The sequence below is a fragment of the Pseudomonas sp. genome, from assembly GCF_049645325.1.
Lineage (GTDB): Bacteria > Pseudomonadota > Gammaproteobacteria > Pseudomonadales > Pseudomonadaceae > Aquipseudomonas.
The window spans coordinates 1-7,301 of record NZ_JBARTQ010000588.1 but is presented as its reverse complement, the minus strand read 5'-3'; the positions used below and the strand labels follow the sequence as shown (position 1 = coordinate 7,301).

The 7,301-nt window shown below is 61.5% G+C and carries 6 protein-coding genes; 3 read left to right on the top strand and 3 right to left on the bottom strand.

Features of this window, described 5'->3' with window-relative positions; all coding sequences use genetic code 11:
* Together WBB95_RS24790 and WBB95_RS24785 are read right to left on the bottom strand one after the other, a co-directional pair.
* Nucleotides 1–434 (bottom strand): GNAT family N-acetyltransferase (locus WBB95_RS24790; RefSeq protein WP_424489965.1); only part of this gene is annotated, 434 nt, incomplete at its 3' end.
* Between the two features lie 28 nt (nucleotides 435–462).
* Nucleotides 463–2,106 carry a diguanylate cyclase gene (locus WBB95_RS24785; protein ID WP_424489964.1) on the bottom strand — a complete coding sequence of 548 codons (1,644 nt, stop codon included), beginning with the start codon at nucleotides 2,104–2,106 and terminating at the stop codon, nucleotides 463–465.
* A 140-nt stretch (nucleotides 2,107–2,246) separates the two neighbouring features.
* On the opposite strand from WBB95_RS24785, the gene WBB95_RS24780 reads away from it, so the two are divergent.
* Nucleotides 2,247–2,852, top strand: a complete 606-nt coding sequence (locus WBB95_RS24780) for a LysE family translocator (protein WP_424489963.1) — start codon at nucleotides 2,247–2,249, stop codon at nucleotides 2,850–2,852.
* A gap of 97 nt (nucleotides 2,853–2,949) precedes the next feature.
* A complete protein-coding gene (gene metE / locus WBB95_RS24775; RefSeq protein ID WP_424489962.1) occupies nucleotides 2,950–5,238 on the top strand; it encodes a 5-methyltetrahydropteroyltriglutamate--homocysteine S-methyltransferase in 2,289 nt (762 codons plus the stop codon).
* Between the two features lie 86 nt (nucleotides 5,239–5,324).
* On the opposite strand, the gene WBB95_RS24770 is transcribed toward metE, so the two are convergent.
* On the bottom strand, nucleotides 5,325–6,377 hold the full coding sequence (locus WBB95_RS24770) for a HoxN/HupN/NixA family nickel/cobalt transporter (RefSeq protein WP_424489961.1): 1,053 nt from the start codon (nucleotides 6,375–6,377) through the stop codon (nucleotides 5,325–5,327).
* 148 nt (nucleotides 6,378–6,525) lie between these two features.
* On the opposite strand from WBB95_RS24770, the gene WBB95_RS24765 reads away from it, so the two are divergent.
* On the top strand, nucleotides 6,526–7,068 hold the full coding sequence (locus WBB95_RS24765; protein ID WP_424489966.1) for a DUF924 family protein: 543 nt from the start codon (nucleotides 6,526–6,528) through the stop codon (nucleotides 7,066–7,068).
* Nucleotides 7,069–7,301: the final 233 nt, after the last annotated feature.

Below are 7,301 nucleotides of genomic sequence, written 5' to 3'. Positions count from 1 at the left end.
GTGTCATCCGCGACTTCATCAAAGCCGCAGCGACGATAAAAAGCGGCGGCCTGCGGCGTATCGGTAGACAGGCGCGCCTGTTGAAAATGCCCGGCGGCGTGTTCCAGCAACTGGTGCACCAGCGCCTTTCCTACCTGGCGGCCACGCTGTTCGGGAGCAACGTATACGCGGCGCAGGCGAGCGATGCCGGGGCCTGCGTAGGGGTCGACGGAAACACCGCCGATTGCGATCAACTGGCCGTGATGGAAAACCCCAAGCAGGCATTCGCCCGGTTGATCAAAGCGGTTGCTCTGGTTTTCCCATTCAGTGATCAGCCGGGTGATAAACCTGAACCCTTCGCGCAGGGCCAGCGCCTCCAGCGCGTGGGCCTGTTCGGGGAGCTCTGCAAGTGGGTTGATCGCAAAGTCTTCGAGAGTCTGGGTAACCGCATCCATGTGGGTTCCTCTTTTCCAACGGTGAGGCTTATGCCACCCGATTCCTGCCCGTGCCCTTGGCTTCATACAGTTGCATGTCTGCGCGTTTGAGCAGTGCCAGTGAGTCCCGGTCGGTGGGTTCCGCCACACCCACGCCGATACTCACCGTGATATGGCCCACACTCGGGAACACGGCGGCTGCTACGGCCGCGCGGATTTTTTCGGCCACCACATCCGGGCTGTCGGGTTCTTCGACTTCCGGCAATAACACCGCGAATTCTTCGCCGCCGTAACGGGCGACAAAGTCAGTGACGCGGGTGGTGCTTTCGATCAGTGCCGCCAGTTGGCACAGCACGTCGTCACCGACCGCGTGGCCGTAGGTGTCGTTGACGCGCTTGAAGTAGTCGGCGTCGATCAGCAGCAGGGCGAAGGTGCGGCCGGTGCGTTGGTACAGCAGGCTGTTCTCGGCGAGTTTTTCGTCGAAGCGCCGGCGGTTGTAGACGCCGGTCAGCGCATCGTGGGTGGCCAGTTTCATCAGGTCCGCGTTGGCTTGGGTGAGGTCGGCGGTGCGTTGGGCGACGGTGGCTTCCAGGGAGGCGTTGGCCTCCTGCAGCTCACGCTCCTTGGTGAGCAGCGACTGGGTCATGCTGCTGATGGACTGGCCCAACTGGGCGATTTCCACCACCGAATGCGTTTGCGGAAACACCGCGCCAGGCTTCTGTTCCTGCACCTGTTTGGCAGACCTGGCCAGCCGTTCGATAGGCTTGCTCAGGGTCAGCGCCAGGTAGTAAGCCACCACGGTGATGAGGATGGCGGCCAGTACACCGAGAATCAGCAGCTTGTACAGCAGCACCCGCGCCGGTTGCAGCGCGATGTCCAGTGGCTGGCGAACCACGATGTACCAGGACAGGTTGGCGTTGGAAGGGCTCGGCACGGCGACCGAGGCGGTCACGTAGCCGTTGCCGCTGGTCCAGCCGGACGCTGGGCGCAAGTTGTCTTGCGGCATTTGCTGGCCTGCGAGGATCTCGGGGTAGAGCACCTTGCCGTCGAAGTCGATGATCAATGCTTGAAGGTCGGGAGCGGCGTCTTTTTGCATCACGGCTGAATCGACGATTTGTGTGACCCAGCTCCAGTGGGCATGGGCGCCGAGCACGCCGATGGTTTCGCCCTTGGCGTTGCGAATCGGTGCGGCGAAATCGATGAAGCGCAACGGCTCGCCATTCGCCGCCCCGGGTAACAGCTTGGCCAGCAACACCGCCTCGTGGGGATCGCCGGTGTACTCGCCGCGCATGCCGGCCTGGAACCAGGGGCGCTGTTGCACCGACTGGTTGACCAGCAAGCCATTCACCGCCTGGCGCACACGGCCCTCGGTGTCGGCCACGCCCATCCACGCGTACTCGGCGCGCGATTGGGTGCGCAGTTCCATCAGCGTCATTACGTCCGGCGCGTCCAGATCGCCTCGGCGAAACAGCGGCGCCTTGCTCAACAGCGCCACTTCCAGCTGGCGCTCGCGCAATTGCACGGCCAACAGCGCGGCGGTGGAACGGGCTGTGCTGAGCAGCGTATTGCCGCTGGCCTGCTTGACCTGTTCAGTGGCGATGTGCCCGACGTAGAAGCCGACGATGAGCAAGATCAGCAAGGATAAACCGGCAAACCACAGGGTCAGGTGAGTACGCAGACTGGCTTTGAGCATGGGGCACTGTCTAAGGCGGCAAGTCATTGCATGGTAGGCGTAATACCTGCGCGGCTACCAGCCACGGCGACCACAAACGTACAAGATTCCTCACAAACGCTCTCAGTAGACTCGCCTGACTCTTCTACGACAGGTTCCCCATGGACATTTTCCTCTACGCCTTCAGCGTCATGTACAGCCCCGGTCCCGTGAATATCATGGGGCTCAACGCCGGGCTCACCGGCAAATGCCGCCGCTCTACCGGGTTTTTCATCGGCGTGGGCTGCGCGATGCTGTTGCTGTTCGTGGCGTTTGGCTACACCGGCGAGGCGATCATTTCGCAGGCGGCCTTGCCCTACATTTCCCTGGCGGGCGGGGTGTACACCGTGTATCTGGCTTACCAGGTGTTCACATCACGCCCGGTGGTTGAAGCACCTTCACGTGCGCCGGCCAAGACGCTCACGTTCTGGAATGGCCTGGTGATTCAGTTGCTCAACCCCAAAGGCATCGTGGCGGTGCTGCCGATCACCAGCGTGATGTTGCCCGCGGCGCATATCACCGGGGCTTCCATCGCCGGCATTTCGCTGTTGCTGGGGCTTGGCGCTGTCGGCGCGCCCTGGACCTATGCGCTGCTCGGCGCGGTGTTGGGCCGGCGGATCACCCAGGCGTCAGCCTTCACCGTGTTTAACCGCTGCATGGGGTTGGCTCTGGCCGGCTGTGCATATTTCATGTTTCACGCGTTCTACCTGCATGTTGTTTCAACATGAGCGGTTCTTGTGATCATCTGAAATAAAATGAGTTTGTCTCACGATGAGTGCCTGACGACAATGGCTGCCATAAATACCTACAGTGGAGTTGTAAGTCATGGCAGTCGCTCATTCCCTTGGATTTCCGCGCATTGGACGCGATCGTGAACTGAAAAAAGCGCAGGAAGCGTTTTGGAAGGGTGAGCTCGACGAAGCCGGTCTGCGCGCTGTTGGCCGTGAGCTGCGCAAGACCCATTGGGACCTGCAAAAGCAGGCGGGCATCGAATTGTTGCCCGCCGGTGATTTCGCCTGGTACGACCAGGTGCTCACTCACTCGCTGATGTTCGGTGTGATCCCTGAGCGTTTCCGCCCAGCCGATGGCCAAGCCACCTTGCACACCCTGTTCGGCATGGCCCGTGGGGTCAGCGACAGCTGCTGCGACGGTGCCCACGCCCAGGAAATGACCAAGTGGTTCGACACCAATTACCACTACCTCGTGCCGGAATTCAGTGCCGACCAGCAGTTCCACCTCGGTTGGGACCAACTGTTCGAAGAGGTGCAGGAAGCCCGTGAGCTGGGCCACACCGTCAAGCCGGTCATTATTGGCCCGCTGACTTACCTGTGGCTGGGCAAGGCCAAGGGTGGCGACTTCGACAAGCTCGACCTGCTCGACCGCCTGCTGCCGTTGTACGGCCAGATTTTCCAGCGCCTGGCTGACCAGGGCGTGGAGTGGGTACAGATCGACGAACCGATCCTGGTGCTCGACCTGCCGCAGGATTGGAAAAACGCCTTTGAGCGCGCTTACAACCAGATCCAGCGCGACCCGCTGAAAAAGCTGCTCGCCACCTATTTTGGCGGTTTGGAGGAGAACCTCGGCCTGGCGGCGAACCTGCCGGTGGATGGCTTGCACATCGACCTGGTGCGCGCCCCGGAGCAGTACCCGACCATCCTCGACCGCCTGCCGGCGTATAAAGTCTTGTCCCTGGGCGTGGTCAATGGCCGTAACGTCTGGCGCTGCGACTTGGAAAACGCCCTGGCCACCTTGCAGCATGCGCATGAAAAACTCGGTGATCGCCTGTGGGTGGCGCCGTCGTGCTCCTTGCTGCACAGCCCGGTAGACCTGGGCCGTGAAGACACGCTGGATGCCGAGCTGAAAAGCTGGCTGGCCTTCGCGATACAAAAGTGCGCCGAAGTCGCTGTGCTGGCCCAGGCCGTCAACAAACCAGACGCCCCGAACGTACTGGCCGCCCTGGCCGACAGCCGCGCCGTGCAAGCGGCCCGCGCGGCGTCGCCCCGCATTCACAAGCCAGCCGTGCAAGCTCGCGTTGCGGCCATTACCGCCCAGGACAGCCAGCGCCAGTCGCTGTTTGCCCAGCGCATCGAGCAGCAACGCGCCGGCCTGAACCTGCCCTTGTTCCCGACCACCACCATCGGCTCCTTCCCGCAAACTGCCTCAATCCGCCTGGCGCGCCAGTCGTACAAGGCCGGCAAGTTGAGCGAAGCCGAATACGTCGAAGCGATGCACAGCGAGATCAAGCACGCCGTCGAAGTGCAGGAAAACCTCGGCCTGGACGTGCTGGTACACGGCGAAGCCGAGCGCAACGACATGGTTGAGTACTTCGCCGAGCAACTGGACGGCTACATGTTCACCCGCTTTGGCTGGGTACAGAGCTACGGTTCGCGCTGCGTGAAACCGGCGGTGATCTTCGGCGACCTGAACCGCCCCAAGGCCATGACCGTGGAGTGGATCCGCTACGCCCAAGGCCTCACCCACAAGGTGATGAAGGGCATGCTGACCGGCCCGGTGACCATGCTGATGTGGTCGTTCCCGCGCGAAGACGTGAGCCGCGAAGTGCAGGCCCGTCAACTGGCGCTGGCCATTCGTGATGAAGTGGTCGACCTGGAAGCTGCCGGCATCAAGATCGTGCAGATCGACGAAGCGGCGTTCCGCGAAGGTTTGCCTTTGCGCCAGGCGCAGTGGCAGCAGTACCTGGACTGGGCCACTGAAGTGTTCCGCCTGTGCGCCTCGGGTGTGCGTGACGAAACCCAGATCCACACCCACATGTGTTACAGCGAGTTCAACGATGTGATCGAGTCCATCGCGGCCATGGATGCCGACGTGATCACCATCGAAACCTCACGCTCGGACATGGAGTTGCTGGACGCGTTCGAAGCCTTCGCTTACCCGAACGACATCGGCCCGGGCGTCTACGACATCCACTCGCCACGCGTGCCGGATGCCTCGGAAATGGCCAACCTGCTGCGCAAGGCCGCCCAGCGAATTCCGGCTGAGCGCCTGTGGGTCAACCCCGACTGCGGCCTGAAAACCCGAGGCTGGCCGGAGACGGAAGCGGCGCTGATTCACATGGTCACCGCAGCGCGCCAACTGCGGGCTGAACTGGCCTGACACCCCCTGAGCATTCCCACGCCCTGCGTGGGAATGCCTCCGGTCGTGGCAAGTAGCGCTGGTGTGGTGAGCGGGTTTGGGGCGCTTCAGCGGAGCTCAATCCGGTCAAACCCACGCAAGCGGTACAGCAACACCGAGGCAGCCCAGCTCGCGATAAAGATGCCGATGATGATGTAGCCCAGCGTGCCGAAGTTGTCGTTCAGGCGGCCGATAAAGCCCCAAAAGTCGCCCTTGAGTTCCAACTGATCCGAGATCAGCCCCAGCGCCTCGATACTGCCGATGACCACCGCGACCACCACCGACACCAGGGTGATGGTCATGTTGTAGTAGATCTTGCGCAGCGGCTTCATGTACGCCCAGCCATAGGCACCCAGCATCAGGTGCCCGTCGAGGGTGTCGACCAGCGACATGCCGGCGCTGAACAACAGCGCAAATACCATGATCGACCACGGCGACAAGCCTTGTGCCGCCTGGGTCGCGGAGATGCCCAGCAGGGCGATTTCGGTGGCGGTATCAAAGCCCAAGCCAAACAGAAAACCCAGCGGGTACAGGTGCCAACTGCGGCTGATCAGGCGAAACAGCGGGCGGAAGATGCGCGCCATGAAGCCTCGGTCGGCCAGCAGCAGGTCAAAATCGTCCTCTTTGTACGCGCCGCCCTGGCGTACGTGGCGCCAGGCCTTGTAGATCGAACGCAGGATCACCAGGTTCATCAGCGCGATTACCAGCAAAAACAGCGCCGACACAGACGTGCCGATCACACCGCCGACGGCTTTGAACCCTTCGAAATGGTCTTTCATCGTGGCAGCGGTAAACGCCACGCCAATCGAGGCCAGCACCACCACCGACGAGTGCCCCAACGAGAAAAAGAACCCCACGGCCACCGGGCGTTTCTTCTCTTGCATCAGCTTGCGGGTGGCGTTGTCGATGGCGGCGATATGGTCCGCGTCCACCGCGTGGCGCAAGCCGAAACTGTAGGCGAGCAGGGCAGTGCCCAGCAGGATCGGATGGTCATGGAAGGCCACCAGCGCCCACAGCCAGGCACCGACGTTGATCGCGATCAATAGCCCATAAATGCCAAACAACTTGGCGCGGACTTCGTGGTTGGAGTCACTGAAAACCTGGGCAAGACGGTGGATCATCAGGTAAACCCTATGTGCAGTGGCGCGACCGTTCCGAGGCTGGAGCGGCTCCGAGTGTTGAAACATTCAGACATAACTGCGCACGTTAATGGATTGTGAAGGCGCCGATGATGAAATCTGCGGGTTTACCAGAGGAACGAACATGAGCATGAAAGAACAGTCTGCCGAGGCGGTGATTGCGTTCTGGAAACAGGCCGGGCCAAAGCGCTGGTTTGCCAAGGACGAGGGCTTTGATGAGGCCTTTCGCGAGACGTTTCACACCACCCATATGCAGGCGGCGCGGCGCGAACTGGAACACTGGCTCGACTCGGCGCAGGGCGCGCTGGCGTTGCTGATCTTGCTGGATCAATACCCGCGCAATGCCTTTCGCGGCACGGCGCATATGTTCGCCACTGACCCGTTGGCGCGCCTGTATGCCGGGCGCATGGTGGATGCGGGGCTGGACCGGTTGGTTGAACCTGAGTTGCGCGCGTTTTGTTATTTGCCGTTTGAGCATTCGGAAGATGCGGTAGATCAGCAGCGGTCGGTGGTGTTGAATCAGCCGTTGGATGCCAGTACGTATCACTGGGCCAAAGAGCACGCCGATATCATTGCGCGGTTTGGGCGGTTTCCTCATCGCAATGAGGTGTTGGCCAGGGCGACCACTGAGTTGGAGCGCGAGTTTTTGCTGGGGGGAGGGTTTTCTGGGTAGGTAGGGGGTGGGTCTTGCGGGGCGTTTGGGTTTTTGTGCATATCCGGTATTTGGGTTATGGCTTCGATTGGTTCCGCTTTTACAGCGGCTCACTTTTGATAGAGCGCAAAAGTAAGCAAAACGCTCTTGCCCCTCCACTCGGCACCTCGCTTAGGCTCGGTGTGCCCGCACTCCGGCTTGAATCCGTGGGCCGCCGTGACGGGCCATCCATGGCCCAACACGGCTAACCCGGC